The sequence below is a fragment of the Gluconobacter cerinus genome (assembly GCF_025961355.1).
In the GTDB taxonomy this organism is placed as follows: Bacteria; Pseudomonadota; Alphaproteobacteria; order Acetobacterales; family Acetobacteraceae; genus Gluconobacter; species Gluconobacter cerinus.
The window spans coordinates 2150910-2165423 of the sequence record NZ_JAOQNM010000001.1; the positions used below are offsets into that span (position 1 = coordinate 2150910).

The following is a 14514-nucleotide window of genomic DNA, read 5'->3' on the forward strand; positions in this document are numbered from 1 at the left end:
CTGAGAACATGTCTCAGGAAGCTCTTTACGATGTGGTCCGTTCGCCGCTGATCACGGAAAAGGCTACGCTTCTTTCGGAGCGTAATCAGGTTGTTTTCAAGGTCTCCACGACTGCAACCAAGCCGCAGATCAAGGCCGCTGTCGAAAAGCTCTTCAATGTTAAGGTTTCTGGCGTGAACACGCTGGTCCAGAAGGGTAAGACGAAGCGCGTCAAGGGTCGTCCTGGTCGCCGCTCTGACATCAAGAAGGCGTATGTACAGCTAGCAGAAGGTCAATCCATTGACCTTACAGCGAAGCTGGGCTGACGCGGGGTAATAACCATGGCACTAAAGCACTTTAATCCCACGACGCCGAGCACACGCGGCACCGTGCTGATTGATCGTAGCGAGCTCTGGAAGGGCAAGCCGGTCAAGCAGCTGACGGAAGGTAAGAACAAGTCTGGCGGTCGTAATAACCACGGCCGTACGACAGTTCGGTTCCGTGGCGGCGGGCACAAGCAGTCCTATCGTTACGTCGATTTCAAGCGTCGTAAGTTCGATGTGGGTGCAACGATTGAGCGCCTTGAGTACGATCCAAATCGTACGGCGTTTATCGCACTCATCAAGTACGATGACGGCGAGCTTGCTTACATTCTGGCTCCGCAGCGCATCAAGGTTGGCGATCGCGTCATCTCTGGCGCCCATACGGACGTGAAGCCGGGCAATGCGATGTCTCTCGGCGCTATGCCGGTTGGTACGATTGTTCACAACATTGAACTGAAGCCAGGTGCTGGCGGCAAGATGGCACGTTCCGCTGGAACGTATGCTCAGCTCGTCGGTAAAGATGCGGGCTACGCCCAGATCAAGCTTCAGTCTGGTGAGCTACGTCTTGTTCGCGGCGAATGCATGGCAACGGTTGGTGCTGTCTCTAACCCGGACAACATGAACCAGCACATGGGTAAAGCTGGACGTTCCCGTTGGCTCGGACGTCGTCCGCACAACCGTGGCGTTGTCATGAACCCGGTCGATCACCCACATGGTGGTGGTGAAGGTCGTACCTCTGGTGGCCGTCACCCGGTTACGCCTTGGGGCGTTCCGACGAAGGGTTACAAGACGCGTGTTAACAAAAAGACGGATAGCTTGATCATCCGTCGCCGTAAGTCCGGCAAGTAAGAGGGGGCAAACAGAGATGGCACGTTCCGTCTGGAAGGGCCCGTTCGTTGACGGGTATCTGTTCGGCAAAGCAGAAGCAGCACGTGCTTCTGGTCGTAACGAAGTGATCAAGATCTGGTCACGTCGTTCCACGATTCTGCCGCAGTTCGTCGGGCTTACGTTCGGCGTCTATAATGGTCACAAGTTCCTGCCTGTGCAGGTCACGGAGAACATGGTCGGTCACAAGTTCGGTGAATTCTCACCGACACGGACCTACACCGGTCATGGCTCTGACAAGAAGTCGAAGCGGGGCTGAAAATGAGCAAGCCGAAGCACATCCGCACGCTTGCTGATACGGAAGCGCAAGCAATTACGCGTAACATCCGTGTTAGCCCGCGTAAGCTGAACCTGGTTGCGGCAATGATCCGTAACCAGCCAGCTGACAAGGCTATTGCCGCTCTGACCTTCTCGCGTCGTCGTATCGCGCAGCAGGTCAAGAAGACTCTTGAGAGCGCCGTGGCCAACGCTGAGAACAATCATCAGCTGGACGTTGATCGTCTGGTTGTGAAGACGGCTGAAGTCGGCAAGTCCATCGTCATGAAGCGTTTTCACGCTCGTGGCCGTGGTCGCTCGGCTCGCGTTGAAAAGTTCTTCAGCCACCTGAAGATTGTTGTGGCCGAAGCTGCAGAAGCGTCGGAAACCAGCGAAGAGCAGAAGGCAGCTTGATCCATGGGACATAAGGTCAATCCAATCGGGCTTCGGCTCGGTGTTAACCGTACCTGGGATAGCCGCTGGTACGCAGGTGCAGACTATGCACGTCTTCTTCACGAAGACCTTAAGCTGCGTGCATTCCTGCGTCGTAAGCTGTCTGGTGCTGGCGTCTCTCGTGTTGTTATCGAGCGTCCGGCAAAGAAGCCCCGCGTAACGATCTACGCTGCCCGTCCGGGTGTCGTGATCGGTAAGAAGGGTCAGGACATCGATGCACTGCGTAAGGAACTGAGCCGTATGGCGAAGACCGACGTGGCGCTGAACATCGTTGAGATCCGTAAGCCGGAAATCGACGCAACTCTGGTTGCTGAAAACATTGCTCAGCAGCTTGAGCGTCGCGTTGCTTTCCGCCGCGCCATGAAGCGCGCAATCCAGTCTGCAATGCGTCTGGGCGCCCAGGGCATCCGTATTACTTGCAGCGGACGTCTAGGTGGTGCCGAAATCGCACGTGACGAGAAGTATCGTGAGGGACGTGTGCCGTTGCATACGCTCCGCGCTGATATCGACTATGGCACGGCGACGGCCAAGACGACTTATGGAACCTGCGGTGTGAAGGTCTGGATCTTCAAGGGTGAGATCCTGGCTCATGACCCCCTGGCACAAGACCGTCGTGCCGCGGAGCAGGCTCCGCAACGTTGAATTGTAGGCGAAAGCCTACAGTTCCATTGCTGGTGCTGATTGAGGATTTAACAACATGCTTTCCCCAAAGCGGACAAAGTTTCGTAAAGCTCACAAAGGCCGTATCCACGGTCTTGCGAAAAGCGGAACGCAGCTGAACTTCGGTGCATATGGTCTGAAGGCTCTTGAGCCAGAGCGGATCACGGCCCGTCAGATCGAAGCGTCCCGTCGTGCTATTACTCGTGCGATGAAGCGTGCCGGTCGCGTATGGATTCGTATTTTTCCTGACCTTCCGGTCTCGACAAAGCCTGCAGAAGTGCGTATGGGCTCGGGCAAGGGTTCCCCAGAGTACTGGGCAGCTCGTGTCAAGCCAGGTCGCATCCTGTTTGAGATCGAAGGCGTTCCGCCGGAAGTCGCTCGCTTGGCACTGAGCCTGGGAGCTGCAAAGCTTCCGATCAAGACCAAGTTCGTTCAGCGTATCGGAGACGCGTAAGATGGCCGACACGTACAAGCCTGCAGATCTGCGCGCGAAGAGCGAGGACGAGCTGAACGCTCTGCTCATCGATCTGAAGCGCGAACAGATCAATCACCGTTTTGCGGCTGCCACCGGGCAGTCGGAAAACACAAGCCGTGTTAAGGTCGTGCGTCGTGCTGTCGCGCGCATCAAGACACTGGCTCATCAATCGAAGAACCGTGCGGGCGCCCAAACGTCCGCCGCAAAGTCCTGAGAGGAGACGGACGATGCCAAGGCGCGTCCTGACAGGGCGAGTAACGAGCGACAAGATGGACAAGACGGTTACCGTTCTTGTTGATCGTCGTATCATGCACCCGCTCTATAAGAAATTCATCCGCCGCTCCAAAAAGTATGCGGCTCATGATGAAGCCAACGTCTGCCAAATTGGCGATCTGGTTCGCATTGAAGAATGCGCACCGATTTCCAAGCGCAAGACTTGGTCTGTCGTCGCACGCAACGGAGAGGACATGGCTTCGGCTTCCTCTTCCGTCAGCGCATAAGGGGGTAGGCACATGATTCATCCCGAGACCAACCTTGACGTCGCCGATAATTCCGGTGCGCGTCGGGTGCAGTGCATCAAGGTGCTGGGCGGCTCCAAGCGGAAGACTGCCTCGGTCGGCGACATCATTGTCGTATCCGTTAAGGAAGCCATTCCCCGCGGTAAGGTGAAGAAGGGTGACGTCCATCAGGCCGTTATCGTTCGTACGTCTTATCCGGTACGTCGTGCAGACGGATCTGCGATCCGTTTTGACAAGAATGCTGCTGTGCTGATTAACAAGCAGCAGGAGCCGATTGGCACGCGTATCTTTGGCCCGGTCGTTCGTGAACTGCGTGCACGCAAGTTCATGAAGATTATCTCCCTGGCGCCGGAGGTGCTGTAATGGCTGCACGTATTAAAAAAGGCGATCAGGTCCTCGTTCTTTCCGGCAAATCCCGGGGCGTTCGTGGTGAAGTCCTTTCAGTGATGCCAAAAGCTGAGAAAGCTGTCGTCCGCGGCGTAGCTATCGCTAAGCGTCACACGAAGCCCAACCGCGCAGGTGGAGAAGGTGGTATCATCGAGCAGGAAATGCCGATCCATCTGTCAAACCTGAAGCTGGTTGATCCCAAGAGCGGTAAGCCGACACGCGTTGGCTTTCGGGTTCTTGAAGACGGTCGCAAAGTTCGTGTTGCTAAGGCAACCGGCGAAGTGATCGAAGGCTGAGGAACGCAAAAATGAGCGATAACAACACCGCTTTGCCGCGTATGCAGCAGCGCTACGAAGAAATTCTTCGTAAGCAGCTTCTCGAGCAGTTCGGCTACGCAAACCCGATGCAGGTTCCTAAGCTCGAGAAGATCGTGCTGAACATGGGCGTCGGTGAAGCAGCTGGCGACCAGAAGAAGCTGGATGCAGCAGTTGCTGAAATGGCAGCGATCTCCGGCCAAAAGCCGGTTAAGACGCTGGCACGCAAGGCTATTGCTGGCTTCAAGATCCGTGAAGGTCTTCCGATCGGTTGTAAGGTTACTCTGCGTCGTCAGCGTATGTATGAGTTCCTCGACCGTCTCGTGACGATCGCAATGCCTCGCATTCGTGATTTCCGTGGTCTTCCGGCAAACAAGGGCTTTGATGGTCGTGGCAACTTCGCCATGGGCATCAAGGAACAGATTGTTTTCCCGGAAATCGAATATGACAAGATCGATGCCGTTCGCGGTATGGACATCATCTTCGTGACCACTGCAAAGACCGATGCCGAAGCAAAGGCTCTGCTGAAGGCCTTCGATCTGCCGTTTGCAGGTTGATCAGGTAATTTTTCAGACCGATCGCGACTAAAAATAAGGATTCGGCCTTCCATTGGAAGGCCGCTTTCCTTTATAGACACGCAGATTGGAAAACCGTCGGGATAGGCCTGACAGGTTCCGGGAGAAAATTCGAGATGGCGAAGATCTCAGCGGTTAACCGTAATAACCATCGCGCAGCTCTTGCAAAGCGCGATAAGGAAAAGCGGACCGCTCTTAAAAACATCATCAAGGATCGTTCCCTTTCGGTTGAAGACCGATTTGAAGCGACTCTTAAGCTGGCACAGATGCCACGTAACGGATCCGCAACGCGCGTCCGTCTTCGTTGCAAGCTGACCGGTCGTCCCCGTGCTAACTACCGTAAGTTCGAGCTTTGCCGTATCGCTCTGCGTGATCTTGCGTCCGCCGGCCAGATTCCTGGCATGGTCAAGTCGAGCTGGTAAGGGATAGATCGAATGTCGTTGTCTGATCCACTGGGTGATATGCTTACCCGGATCCGTAATGCTCAGCGTGCTCGTCATGCTGCCTGCGTTGCGCCCGCTTCCAAGCTTCGCACGAACGTGCTTGAGGCTCTGAAGCGTGAAGGTTACATCCGTGGTTTTTCCACGGAAGAAGTCCGTAAGGGCGTATCGCAGCTCCGTATTGAGCTGAAGTACGTTGAAGGGCAGCCGGTCATTAAGGAAATCCATAGGGTCTCCAAGCCTGGCCGTCGTGTCTATTCGAAGATCAAGGAACTTCCGCGCGTTTATGCCGGCCTTGGTGTGTCGATCCTGTCCACCCCGCGTGGCGTCCTTTCGGACGTCGAGGCCCGCGCTGCCAATGTTGGCGGCGAGGTTCTCTGCCGCGTCTTCTGAGGAGGGTCGCATGTCTCGCGTAGGTAAATATCCCGTAGAAGTTCCGGCAGGTGTGCAGGTCGCAGTTGCCAACGGTGTCTTCACGGCCAAAGGCAAGCTTGGTGAACTGAGCTTCCCGGTTTCTCGTCACGTGGACGTGAAAATCGAAGACAACTCAGTTGCAGTTGCTCCGATTGGTCGTCGCTCCCGTGAAAACTGGACGATGTGGGGAACGACGCGCGCTCTGATCGCAAATATGGTCAAGGGTGTGTCTGTTGGTTTCACCAAGGGTCTTGAAATTCAGGGTACGGGTTTCCGTGCTGCTGTTCAGGGATCCAATCTGGTGATGAACCTCGGCTTCTCGCACGATGTCGTTTATCCGATTCCGGCCGGTATCAAGATCACCACGCCGCGTCCGACCGCTATTGTTGTTGAAGGCAACGACAAGCAGCGCGTTGGTCAGGTCGCTCTCGATATTCGCAGCTTCCGCAAGCCTGAGCCATACAAGGGCAAGGGCGTTCGTTATGACACGGAAGTTCTGCGTCGCAAGGAAGGTAAGAAGAAGTAATGGCATCGCAGCAAGGATTGCAGGAACGTCGCCGTCAGCGGCTGCGTTTCCAGCTTCGTCGCAAGAGCGGCGGCCGGCCGCGTTTGTCGGTCTTCCGTTCCAGCAAGCACATTCACGCCCAGATCATCGACGATGCACAGGGTCGTACTCTTGCCAGCGCATCTACGCTGGAAAAAGAGCTCCGCGACAATGGCAACACCGGTGCTAACGTGGACGCAGCTTCGGCGATCGGCAAGCTGATCGCGGAACGTGGCTTGGCAGCTGGCGTGACGGCCGTCGTGTTTGATCGCGGCGCTTATGTCTATCATGGCCGGGTCAAGGCCCTGGCAGAGGCTGCCCGTGAGGGCGGACTCTCGTTCTAAGGAGGATCACACATGGCACGTGAGCCAAGAGAAGGCGGCCGTGGTGGTCGTGAGCGCGAGCAGGGCGACGATCTGGTCGACAAGCTCGTAACCATCAATCGTGTTGCCAAGGTTGTTAAGGGTGGCCGTCGCTTTGCTTTCGCAGCGCTGGTTGTTGTTGGCGATCAGAAGGGACGCGTTGGTTACGGTGCGGGTAAAGCTCGTGAAGTGCCCGAAGCTATCCGTAAGGCTACCGAGCGCGCCAAGCGTACGATGATCCGCGTACCAATGAAGGAGGGTCGTACCCTTCATCATGATACGTCAGGTCACTACGGCGCTGGTAAGGTTGTTGTTCGTGCGGCTGAGGCCGGTACGGGTATCATCGCCGGTGGTCCGATGCGTGCGGTTTTCGAGAGCCTGGGTGTTAACGACGTTGTCGCTAAGAGCCTCGGAACGCGTAACCCGCACAACATGATCAAGGCTACGTTCGCTGCCCTTGAAAAGGCAAGCAGCCCTCGCAACGTCGCTTCGCGTCGTGGCAAGAAGGCCGCTGAACTTTTCGGTAAGCGCGAGCAGGCTCAGACCGAGGAGACTGCAAATGTCTGAAAACGGTAAGACCGTTCAGGTAAAGCAGATCGCTTCTGTCATTGGTCGCAAACCGGGCCAGGCTGAGACCCTTGTTGGTCTTGGTCTGCGCGGTATCGGTTCCACCCGTACGCTGGAAGATACTCCGGCTGTGCGTGGGATGATCCGCAAGGTTGCCCACCTCATCCAGGTGGAGGGTTGAAATGAACCTCAACGAATTGCGCGATAACGAGGGCTCTCGTTATCGCAAGAAGCGCCTAGGACGTGGCATTGGTTCCGGTAAGGGTAAGACCTCCGGACGCGGTGTTAAGGGTCAGAAGGCTCGTGAAGGCGTCTCGCTGAATGGCTTTGAAGGTGGTCAGCTTCCGCTGTATCGCCGTATGCCTAAGCGTGGCTTCGTGAACATCTTCCGCAAGGAATATGCTCCGGTAAACCTTGGCGCGATTTCCAAGGCTATTGAAGCAGGCAAGCTGGATAAGTCGGCTCCTGTCACGGAAGCAACACTTCGCGCTGCTGGGCTTGTCAATGGCAAGGCCCATGGTGTTCGTCTTCTTGCGAAGGGTGAACTTTCGCATGGCGTAACCATCGAAGTCGACGGTGCTTCCGCAGCAGCTCTCGCTGCTGTCGAGAAGGCTGGTGGCTCCGTTAAGGTGCTTGCACCGAAGAAGGAAGTTCAGGCTGAAGCCTGAGTTCTCCTCTCCCAGATTTATCTGGGGTATGGTTAGATAGTGAACAGCGTCCCGTGCAGATGTGCGGCGACGCTGTTTTCATGAAAGGACAGGTGGATGGCTTCCGCAGCAGAGCAGCTCGCCGCCAATCTCAATATGAGTTCCTTTGCCAAGGCGACTGAACTCAAGAAGCGTATCTGGTTTACGCTTTTGGCCCTTATCGTTTATCGCCTCGGAACATACATTCCTGTTCCTGGTGTTGATGCGACAGTCATGGGTCAGCTGCTGGCACAGCATCAGGGTGGCATTCTGGGCATGTTCGACATGTTCACGGGTGGTGCTCTCGGACGCATGACTGTGTTCGCCCTGAACATCATGCCGTACATCAGTGCATCGATTATCATTCAGCTTCTTTCAACTGCTCTTCCGTCTATGGAGGTAATGAAGAAAGAGGGTGAGGCGGGGCGAAAAAAGCTTAACCAGTATACCCGCTACCTCACTGTTTTCATTGCGCTCTTCCAAGCATACGGCATCGCCGTTGGGCTGGAGAACATGACGTCTCATGGCGCAAGCGCTGTGGTGATGCCGGGTGTCTTCTTCCTCGCGTCGTGTGTCGTGACGCTGGTGGGTGGCACGATGTTCTTGATGTGGCTTGGCGAGCAGATCACATCACGGGGTGTTGGTAACGGTATTTCGCTAATTATTTTTGCGGGTATTGTCGCCAATCTTCCCCATGCGCTGGCTAGTTTGTTTGAACTGGGTCGCACCGGAGCTTTGTCCCCAATCTTCGTGATGATCTTTTTGGTTATGGCGATTGCCGTCATTGCCTTTATCGTCTTCATGGAGCAGGCGCAGCGTCGTGTTGTGATCCAGTATCCGAAGCGTCAGATTGGCAATCGCATGTTTGGTGGTGACTCCACTCACATGCCGCTGAAGGTCAATACGGCAGGTGTAATCCCTCCCATTTTTGCTTCTTCCGTGTTGCTGATTCCTGTGACGATTTCAGGGTTCATGAATGGGCATAATATGCCGGGTTGGCTTTCCGTTCTCGGGCAGCAGCTTGGTCAGGGACAGCCTCTTTACATGCTGTTCTATGCCGCAATGATCCTGTTTTTTTCATACTTCTACGCGGCTGTGACGTTCAATCCTGAAGAAACGGCGGAGAACCTGCGGAAGCAGGGGGGCTTTATTCCGGGTATCCGTCCTGGGGCAAGCACGGCGTCGTATTTTGATCGCATCCTGTCGAGGCTGACCACAATCGGTGCTCTGTATCTGGTTGTTGTTTGTCTTCTGCCGCAGATTTTGATCAGCAAGTACAACGTGCCATTTTATTTTGGCGGTACGAGCCTCATCATTATCGTGTCCGTAACGATCGATACTGTGACGCAGGTTCAGTCCCATCTTGTTGCACATCAGTATCAGGGGTTGATCCGCAAGCAGCGTAGCCGTGGTTCCAGGAATGGTGTTTCGGGAGGAAACAAGCGTCGATGAATATTATTCTTCTTGGTCCTCCTGGGGCAGGTAAGGGGACGCAGGCAAAGCGTCTTGAGCAGCTTTATGGCCTTAAGCAAATCTCCACTGGAGATATGCTGCGCGCTGAAGTTGCTGCTGGCACGCCTATCGGACAGGAGGCTAAGGCCATTATGGAAAGGGGAGAATTCCTTCCTGATCCTATCATGGTAAAGATGATCCAGGGGCGTATAGCGCAGCCCGACTGCGCTCAGGGGTTTATTCTGGACGGCTTCCCAAGAACGGAAAGCCAGGCGGAAGCACTTGATGCCATGCTGGGCACCGATGGGTTGAAGATTGACGCCGTCATTCTTCTGGATGTCGCCGAAGATCAGCTTGTCGAGCGTATTGCCAGTCGTACTGCGGAAGATGGTACACGTCGGCCAGATGACAATCCTGAGGTGGTGAGATCTCGTCTTGATATCTATCGCCGTCAGACTGCACCAATCCTTCCTTATTATGAGAAGGCTGGTCGTTTGAAGCATGTTGATGGAATGCTGGGCGTTGACGAAGTGGGTGCAGAGATTGATGCACTCATCGGAAAGACCGCAAAAAATTGAAGAAATGAGAATGATCACGCAGAAGTGATCATTCTCATTTGACTCAAGGGGGGTGCCCGGTATATTGCGCGCCCTCGACATATCTGTGGCGTGAAGGTGGCCCTGGGTTCCGGAATCGGACTGGGAGCTGACATGCCTGCGATGCAAACGATCCGGTTTCGACCGGACATGAAACAGGCTGACGCGGTCAATTGATCGCGTCGATGGGAGAATTGGCGTGGCACGTATTGCCGGCGTAAACATTCCGACCAACAAGCGGGTGGTCATCAGCCTGCGCTATGTCTACGGCATTGGCCCGTCGACCGCGCAGGCAATCTGCAGCAAGCTCGGTATCCCCGATGCAAAGCGCGTCAACGAACTGTCTGATGACGAGATCGTAAAGATCCGTGAACTGATCGACGGTGAGCACCGCGTTGAAGGCGACCTGCGTCGCGAAACCGCTATGAACATCAAGCGTCTGATGGATCTGGGCTGCTACCGCGGTCTGCGTCATCGTCGCGGCCTTCCGGTCCGCGGTCAGCGTACGCACACGAACGCACGTACCCGTAAGGGTAAGGCAGTGGCGATTGCTGGCAAGAAGAAGGTCACGCGCTAATTCGCGCCTGACTGCTTCACTCTGACGCTTCTCGCTAACTTTTAGGACGACCTCTATTATGGCTAAGGCCGCAGCACCGCGCATTCGCAAGAAAGAGCGCAAGAATATCATCTCTGGCGTTGCTCACGTGCTTTCCACGTTCAACAACACCATGATCACGATCTCCGATGCGCAGGGTAATGCAATTGCATGGTCCTCCTCGGGCGCACAGGGCTTCAAGGGCTCGCGTAAGTCCACACCGTATGCGGCACAGGTTGCTGCAGAAGACGCAGGCCGCAAGGCTCGCGAGCACGGCATGGAAACGCTTGAGATCGAAGTGTCCGGCCCGGGTTCGGGGCGTGAAAGCGCTCTTCGCGCGCTGCAGGCTGTTGGCTTCACGATTACGTCCATCCGTGACATGACGCCGGTGCCCCATAACGGCTGCCGTCCGCGCAAGCGTCGTCGCGTTTGAGTGATGCCATGCCGCGCGTTCGTGAGGATGCGCGGCATGTGTAGTGATTGCATCTCCCTCCGCACGATTTGTGCGGGCCAGGTGCCGCCAATTTTTGTTGGCGGGCTTCGTTGTTTGAAAGGCCACGACCTTGGTTCTCCAGAAAAACTGGCAGTCCCTCATCAAGCCGGAGAAGCTTGAAGTCGAGCCCGGCCCGGTTGCCTCGCGCATCGCCACAGTCGTGGCGGAGCCGCTGGAGCGCGGTTTCGGTATGACGCTCGGTAATGCGCTGCGTCGTATTCTTCTGTCCTCACTACAGGGCGCTGCAGTAACAGCCATTCAGATTGATGGCGTTCTGCATGAGTTCTCGGCTGTTCCAGGTGTGCGCGAAGACGTTACGGACATCGTCCTGAACGTTAAGCAACTCGCTCTGCGTATGCACAGTGAGGGACCGAAGCGCATGATTCTCACGGCGACTGGTCCGGGAGAAGTGACGGCAGGACAGATTCAGGCTGGGCATGATATTGAAATCATGAACCCTGATCTCGTGATCTGCACTCTTGATGATGGTGTGAAGCTCGGAATGGAGTTCACCGTCAACATGGGCAAGGGTTACGTTGCTGCTGTTGCAAACCGTCCGGAAGATGCTCCGATTGGTATGATTCCGATCGATGCAATCTACTCGCCGGTTCGTCGCGTGTCTTACAAGGTCGAGCAGACCCGCGTTGGTCAGGTTACTGACTACGATAAGCTGCTGCTGACGGTTGAGACGAACGGTGCTGTGACGCCGGAAGACAGTCTGGCTCTTGCTGCGCGTATTCTTCAGGATCAGCTTCAGCTGTTCATCAACTTTGATGAGCCGCGTCCGGTCCAGCATGAAGAGCCGCAGGATGACCTGCCGTTCAACCGCAATCTTCTTCGCAAGGTTGACGAGCTCGAGCTTTCGGTGCGTAGCGCCAACTGCCTCAAGAACGACAACATTGTTTACATTGGCGATCTGGTGCAGAAGTCCGAACAGGAAATGCTCCGTACGCCAAACTTCGGGCGTAAATCGCTCAACGAGATCAAGGAAGTTCTCACCGGTATGGGGCTGTCGCTCGGCATGAGCGTCCCGGCCTGGCCGCCCGAGAACATCGAGGATCTGGCCAAGCGTCTCGACGAGACGTTTTGAGAACTTCTTAGGGTAAGGAAAACTAGCAATGCGTCATGGTGTGAGCGGGCGTAAGCTCAATGTCACCTCTTCTCACCGCGCTGCCATGTTCCGCAACATGGCCGTCGCACTCATCAAGCACGAGCAGATCACGACGACTCTGCCGAAGGCGAAAGAACTTCGCCCGGTTGTTGAGAAGCTGATCACTCTCGGTAAGCGCGGTGACCTGCACGCTCGTCGTCAGGCATTCGCTCAGCTGCGTGATGACACGGTTGTCAGCAAGCTCTTCAGCACGGTTGCAGAGCGCTACAAGGCTCGTGCCGGTGGCTACTCCCGCGTTCTGAAGGCTGGCGTACGCTACGGCGACAATGCCGATATGGCAGTCATCGAACTCGTAGAGCGTGATGTTGATGCCAAGGGCCAGGACAGCGGTCCGAAGCCAGTTGCAGAAGAGCAGGAAGCCGCCTGAGGCTTCTCGTTTTGAGACGAAAGAAAGGCCGGTGCAGCAATGCACCGGCCTTTTTTTTATTCTGCGGTTCACATTGCTGTGCAGAGTGTGTAGTTTTTCCACATCTCTTGCAGGACGATTCCCGTCTGGTTTTTTAACCGGCTGTTTTTCTCCCGCCCGTCAGGGCGGGGAGGGTGTCTCTTTTCCTGAAGGTCGACAATCTGTTGGCCTCGCTGTCCTGCATAATTTTGAGAAACGGGTCCGAGCACTCTCGTAGGGCCCGCAACGACGCCTCCCATATCTGTTTCGGCAATGAGGTCGAAGCAGGTTCGTGACGCGCCTATGCCTGGAGAGCATGAAAATGTCCGAAACAGCCGCACCTAAACGCGGACTAGCGGAAATTCTTGGCATCCCACGCGCCCTTTTCTGGGCTTTTGTTGGTCAGCTTTTATTCATGGTGGGAGACGGTGTCGAAGCCGGATATCTCGACACCTACATGCTGCACCACGGCCACTCCCAAGGGTTCGTCAACGAACTCTTCACTCTTTACGGCATCACGGTCATGATTGCCGCTTGGTTTTCCGGGCCTCTGTCTGATCTGATGGGCCCCAAAAAGGTCATGTGGATCGGCCTGATCCTGTGGGCTCTTCTGGAAGTCTGCTTCCTGACATTCGGGCTTGGTCCGAATAGCGGGCCTATGATCCTTCTCTTTTATGCGCTGCGTGGATTTGCCTATCCGCTGTTCGCATACGGTTTCCTCGTGTGGATTGCTGCCGCCACCCCGGCTGCCATGCTTGGATCGGCTGCTGGATGGTTCTGGTTCTCTTTCTCTGCGGGTCTGCCGACACTTGGCTCCCAGTTTGCACGCTACACGATCCCATATCTTGGTGAACTCAAGACGTTCTGGTGCTCACTGGGACTGGTGATTATCGGTGGTCTCGTCGCATTGCTGTTTACGCATGAGCCTACAGGCAAGAAGCGTCTTCTGCCTGATCACGTGCCCACCAAAGATATTTTCTTTGGCTCACTCAGCATCATGTGGCGTGAACCCAAAACGACGATTGCTGGCATTGTCCGTATTATCGATACGTCTTCGGAATACGCTTTCCTTGCCATCATGCCAGCGTTCTTTGTAGACCAGCTGCACTTTAGCCTCGAACAATGGCTCAACCTGCTGTCGCTGATCTTCCTCAGCAACATCCTGTTTAACCTTGTCTCCGGCATGATTGCTGACACTTTGGGACATCGTTTCGTGGTGTCGGTCTTCGGCGGTATCGGCGGCTTCATTGCCATTCCGCTGTTTTACTATGTGCCAATCTGGTACCCGGGGAATTTCTGGGCAGTTGCCGCAGCAGGCATTTTCTATGGTGCAACGGTCGCTGCCTTCGTGCCGCTTTCAGGCCTGATGCCGCAGATTTGCCCACGTGAAAAAGCTGCAGCTCTGTCCATTCTGGGTCTCGGCGCAGGTGCCTCGACATGGGTTGGTCCGGCAATCGTCTCGTTCTGTGGAGCGGTTTTCGGTCCGGGCATGAGCTATGTGATCTGGACATTTGCTGTGATCTACCTTGCTTCCGCTGGTATGACGCTTGCCCTTAAGATTTCTCCTGAGGCTCGTCGTTACACAGAAGAAGCTACGGCCCGAGGCGAAGTGAGCACGACTGTCGGTCACTAAGAGCGATCTGTCACATCTTCGTTGTTAAGCTGTAAAAGAGCAGGGGTGGTTCGTTATCGAGCTGCCCCTGTTTTTATATGTCGTGGATGAAATGGTTTTGGAGTTGAAAACTATGGATGCGGATCTGGCGTCATATCTGGATGAGAGCGTGCCATCCTTGCAGGATGGGGCTGGGCGGGTCGTCGATTGCACCCGTGCAAAGAAAAATATTTGCTCGTTCTTAAAAGAAAGTAGGGCAGTTGTCGCCGATCTGATGGTGGATCAGCCGTTGTTCTTACTGTTTTCCGCATTTCTCAGCGGTCTGTTGTTCGCACGTACTCTTTTTTCAGGAAAGAAACCTTCCTGAGGCGCA

Annotated in this window: 26 protein-coding genes; all 26 read left to right on the top strand. The window is 55.2% G+C overall.

Translation table 11 applies throughout. From position 1 onward, the window contains the following. Window positions 1–8: 8 nt before the first annotated feature. Entirely contained in the window at window positions 9–305 is a 297-nt protein-coding gene (locus M2305_RS09905) for a 50S ribosomal protein L23 (protein WP_174694852.1), read from the top strand. 15 nt (window positions 306–320) lie between these two features. After that, entirely contained in the window at window positions 321–1151 is an 831-nt protein-coding gene (gene rplB / locus M2305_RS09910; protein WP_046901180.1) for a 50S ribosomal protein L2, read from the top strand. 16 nt (window positions 1152–1167) lie between these two features. Then, window positions 1168–1446: a 30S ribosomal protein S19 gene (gene rpsS, locus M2305_RS09915; RefSeq protein WP_007282725.1), complete on the top strand. Its 279-nt coding sequence runs from the start codon at window positions 1168–1170 to the stop codon at window positions 1444–1446. A 2-nt stretch (window positions 1447–1448) separates the two neighbouring features. Then, the gene (rplV, locus tag M2305_RS09920) at window positions 1449–1856 is read left to right on the top strand and encodes a 50S ribosomal protein L22 (RefSeq protein ID WP_046901181.1); all 408 of its coding nucleotides are present in this window, start codon (window positions 1449–1451) and stop codon (window positions 1854–1856) included. A gap of 3 nt (window positions 1857–1859) precedes the next feature. Further along, window positions 1860–2537, top strand: coding sequence for a 30S ribosomal protein S3 (rpsC, locus tag M2305_RS09925; protein WP_046901182.1), 678 nt, complete (start codon window positions 1860–1862; stop codon window positions 2535–2537). 55 nt (window positions 2538–2592) lie between these two features. Further along, window positions 2593–3009: a 50S ribosomal protein L16 gene (gene rplP, locus M2305_RS09930; protein ID WP_007282728.1), complete on the top strand. Its 417-nt coding sequence runs from the start codon at window positions 2593–2595 to the stop codon at window positions 3007–3009. A 1-nt stretch (window position 3010) separates the two neighbouring features. Next, window positions 3011–3244, top strand: a complete 234-nt coding sequence (rpmC, locus tag M2305_RS09935; RefSeq protein ID WP_010502114.1) for a 50S ribosomal protein L29 — start codon at window positions 3011–3013, stop codon at window positions 3242–3244. Window positions 3245–3257: 13 nt separating this feature from the next. Then, complete coding sequence (gene rpsQ / locus M2305_RS09940) at window positions 3258–3530, top strand: 30S ribosomal protein S17 (protein ID WP_010502113.1); 273 nt, start codon at window positions 3258–3260, stop codon at window positions 3528–3530. Between the two features lie 12 nt (window positions 3531–3542). Next, window positions 3543–3911, top strand: a complete 369-nt coding sequence (gene rplN / locus M2305_RS09945) for a 50S ribosomal protein L14 (RefSeq protein ID WP_007282731.1) — start codon at window positions 3543–3545, stop codon at window positions 3909–3911. Beyond that, complete coding sequence (gene rplX, locus M2305_RS09950) at window positions 3911–4231, top strand: 50S ribosomal protein L24 (protein ID WP_046901183.1); 321 nt, start codon at window positions 3911–3913, stop codon at window positions 4229–4231. Before rplN ends, rplX begins: the two co-directional genes overlap by 1 nt. A gap of 11 nt (window positions 4232–4242) precedes the next feature. Continuing rightward, window positions 4243–4806: a 50S ribosomal protein L5 gene (gene rplE / locus M2305_RS09955; RefSeq protein WP_046901184.1), complete on the top strand. Its 564-nt coding sequence runs from the start codon at window positions 4243–4245 to the stop codon at window positions 4804–4806. Window positions 4807–4940: 134 nt separating this feature from the next. Beyond that, the gene (gene rpsN / locus M2305_RS09960) at window positions 4941–5246 is read left to right on the top strand and encodes a 30S ribosomal protein S14 (protein ID WP_007282734.1); all 306 of its coding nucleotides are present in this window, start codon (window positions 4941–4943) and stop codon (window positions 5244–5246) included. Window positions 5247–5258: 12 nt separating this feature from the next. Beyond that, a complete protein-coding gene (gene rpsH, locus M2305_RS09965; RefSeq protein WP_010502111.1) occupies window positions 5259–5657 on the top strand; it encodes a 30S ribosomal protein S8 in 399 nt (132 codons plus the stop codon). Window positions 5658–5667: 10 nt separating this feature from the next. After that, window positions 5668–6204, top strand: a complete 537-nt coding sequence (rplF, locus tag M2305_RS09970; protein WP_046901185.1) for a 50S ribosomal protein L6 — start codon at window positions 5668–5670, stop codon at window positions 6202–6204. Further along, window positions 6204–6566 (top strand): 50S ribosomal protein L18, encoded by a 363-nt coding sequence (gene rplR, locus M2305_RS09975; protein ID WP_046901186.1) that lies wholly within the window; start codon window positions 6204–6206, stop codon window positions 6564–6566. Before rplF ends, rplR begins: the two co-directional genes overlap by 1 nt. 12 nt (window positions 6567–6578) lie before the next feature. Next, entirely contained in the window at window positions 6579–7151 is a 573-nt protein-coding gene (gene rpsE / locus M2305_RS09980; RefSeq protein WP_046901187.1) for a 30S ribosomal protein S5, read from the top strand. Continuing rightward, window positions 7144–7332, top strand: coding sequence for a 50S ribosomal protein L30 (gene rpmD / locus M2305_RS09985; protein WP_046901188.1), 189 nt, complete (start codon window positions 7144–7146; stop codon window positions 7330–7332). The genes rpsE and rpmD overlap by 8 nt, the downstream gene beginning before the upstream one ends. A 1-nt stretch (window position 7333) precedes the next feature. Beyond that, a complete protein-coding gene (rplO, locus tag M2305_RS09990) occupies window positions 7334–7819 on the top strand; it encodes a 50S ribosomal protein L15 (RefSeq protein WP_264649257.1) in 486 nt (161 codons plus the stop codon). A 96-nt stretch (window positions 7820–7915) separates the two neighbouring features. After that, window positions 7916–9289, top strand: a complete 1374-nt coding sequence (gene secY / locus M2305_RS09995) for a preprotein translocase subunit SecY (RefSeq protein WP_264649258.1) — start codon at window positions 7916–7918, stop codon at window positions 9287–9289. Then, window positions 9286–9867, top strand: coding sequence for an adenylate kinase (locus tag M2305_RS10000; RefSeq protein WP_099213179.1), 582 nt, complete (start codon window positions 9286–9288; stop codon window positions 9865–9867). The genes secY and M2305_RS10000 overlap by 4 nt, the downstream gene beginning before the upstream one ends. 217 nt (window positions 9868–10084) lie before the next feature. Further along, the gene (gene rpsM / locus M2305_RS10005; RefSeq protein ID WP_046901192.1) at window positions 10085–10462 is read left to right on the top strand and encodes a 30S ribosomal protein S13; all 378 of its coding nucleotides are present in this window, start codon (window positions 10085–10087) and stop codon (window positions 10460–10462) included. A 58-nt stretch (window positions 10463–10520) separates the two neighbouring features. Further along, window positions 10521–10913, top strand: coding sequence for a 30S ribosomal protein S11 (gene rpsK, locus M2305_RS10010; RefSeq protein WP_007282744.1), 393 nt, complete (start codon window positions 10521–10523; stop codon window positions 10911–10913). 130 nt (window positions 10914–11043) lie between these two features. Beyond that, the gene (locus M2305_RS10015; protein ID WP_046901193.1) at window positions 11044–12063 is read left to right on the top strand and encodes a DNA-directed RNA polymerase subunit alpha; all 1020 of its coding nucleotides are present in this window, start codon (window positions 11044–11046) and stop codon (window positions 12061–12063) included. A 28-nt stretch (window positions 12064–12091) separates the two neighbouring features. After that, window positions 12092–12511, top strand: a complete 420-nt coding sequence (gene rplQ, locus M2305_RS10020; RefSeq protein WP_046901194.1) for a 50S ribosomal protein L17 — start codon at window positions 12092–12094, stop codon at window positions 12509–12511. A 334-nt stretch (window positions 12512–12845) separates the two neighbouring features. Next, a complete protein-coding gene (locus M2305_RS10025) occupies window positions 12846–14162 on the top strand; it encodes an MFS transporter (protein ID WP_174694847.1) in 1317 nt (438 codons plus the stop codon). A gap of 112 nt (window positions 14163–14274) precedes the next feature. Further along, window positions 14275–14508, top strand: a complete 234-nt coding sequence (locus tag M2305_RS10030; RefSeq protein WP_099213180.1) for a hypothetical protein — start codon at window positions 14275–14277, stop codon at window positions 14506–14508. Window positions 14509–14514 lie beyond the last annotated feature (6 nt).